The following is a 1,798-nucleotide window of genomic DNA, read 5'->3' on the forward strand; positions in this document are numbered from 1 at the left end:
GCCCCCGCCACCCCCTGGTGGGCCCGTGCCGCCCGCCCGGCCCGGCCGCCGCTGCCGTGGGCGCCGATGCTCCGGGCCGCACTCGCCATGGCGCTGGCGCTGGCCGCCGGACTGCTGGCGCACCGGGTGGACCTCGGGGTGTTCGCCGGGCTGGGTGCGATGCACGCGACCATGAACGACCGCGTCGAGCCGGTCCGGCTGCGGGCCCGCCGGATCGCCACCGCCGTGCCGGCCTCGGCGCTCGGCATGCTGATCGGCAGCGCGCTCCAGCACGCCCAGGTCGGCGCGCTCGCCCTGGGCGCCGGGCTGACCGTGACGGCGTTCGTCTCCGGCGCGCTGAGTGCGACGGGCCCGCGCGGTTCGGCGGCGGGGCTGCTGCTGCTCGTCTCGGCCACGCTCGGGAGCGGTATGCCGCTGCCGCACCCGTGGTGGGCCGCCGCGGCGGTGCTGCCGGCGGGTGCGGTGCTGGTGCTGCTGCTCGGTGTGCCGCTGCGCGGCCGCCGGGCTCCCGGCGCCGACCCGGGTGTGCGCGCGCTCGCCGCCGTGTACGACGCGCTCGGCCGGATGCTCGCCGATCTCGGGACTCCGCAGGGGTCGGCCTCCCGGCAGGTGCTGACCGCCCGGCTGAACCAGCTCCAGGACGTGCTCCCGCCCCTTCCCCGCCGGCCGCGGAACCCGCCCGGCCCCGCCGCCCACCGCGTCCACACGATGTACCGGGCCGCGCTCGCCGCCACCGAGGCGGCCACCGGCCTGCTGTGGGCCCGGCGACCGGTGCCGCCCGAGGTGGCCGCCGTACCGGGCCTGCTGGCCCGCGCGATGGAACGCGGCGGCGGGATGGAACGCAGGGGTGGGGTGGAACGCAGGGGCGGGAAGGAACGCGCCGGCGGCGAGGTGCCGGTGCCGGACTGGGCGCCGGACACGCCGTCCCGGCAGGCCCTGGACGCGGCGCTGCGCGCGGCCGCGGCGACGGTCGCGGGCCGGGAGGCCGCGCTGGGCACGGCTCCCGCGCCCCCGCCGGACCCGTGGCGGCTGCGGGTGCGGCTGGTCTCGCCCGGGGCGGCCCGGTACGGGGCGCGGCTGGCGCTGTGCATCGCGGTGGGGGCGGCGCTCATGGCCGCGCTGCCGCTGAGCCGGAGCTACTGGGTGCCGATGACGATCGCCTTCGTCCTGAAACCGGACCTCGGCTCGGTGTTCCTGCGTTCGGTGAGCCGTGCGGTCGGGACGGTGCTGGGGGTGGCGGTGACGGCAGCGGTGCTGTCGCTGGCTCCGGGCCCGTGGGCGCTGGTCGCGATCGCCGCGCTCTGCGTGGCCCTGCTGCCCTACGCGACGGCGGCGCACTACGGGCTGAACACCGTGGTGATGACGCCGATGGCGCTGGTCCTGCTGCAACTGGGCGGGCAGGACGGCGCGGCCGAGTTCCGGCCCCGGGTGCTGGACACCATGCTGGCCAGCGCGATCGTGCTGCTCTTCGGCCACCTGCTCTGGCCGGAACGGCCTCGGCACCGGATCGAGCCGCGCCTGGTGTCCGCGGCGGGCGCGCTGAAGGACTATCTGGCCTCGGTGGTGCGGCAGGACGGGCCGGAGCCCCGGGCCGAGGTGTGGCTGCGGCGGACGGCCTACCGGGCGCTCGCGGACGCCCGCGCGGAGGTGGAGCAGGGGTTGGCCGAGCCGCCGCCGACGGGCCGGCTGGCGGCCGAGTGGCTGCCCGCGACGGCCGCGCTGGAGCGGCTGAGCGGTGCGGTGGCAGCGTTCGCGGCGCAGCGCCGGTACGGCGGGCGGGTGCCGGAGCGGGCGGAGG

General features: G+C 78.9%; 1 protein-coding gene. It reads left to right on the forward strand.

The genetic code is table 11. From position 1 onward, the window contains the following. A partial coding sequence (locus tag VR45_RS41345) for an FUSC family protein (RefSeq protein ID WP_052709763.1) occupies positions 1–1,798 on the forward strand: 1,798 nt, incomplete at both ends.

This window comes from Streptomyces sp. NRRL S-495, assembly GCF_000966955.1.
Lineage (GTDB): Bacteria > Actinomycetota > Actinomycetes > Streptomycetales > Streptomycetaceae > Kitasatospora > Kitasatospora purpeofusca.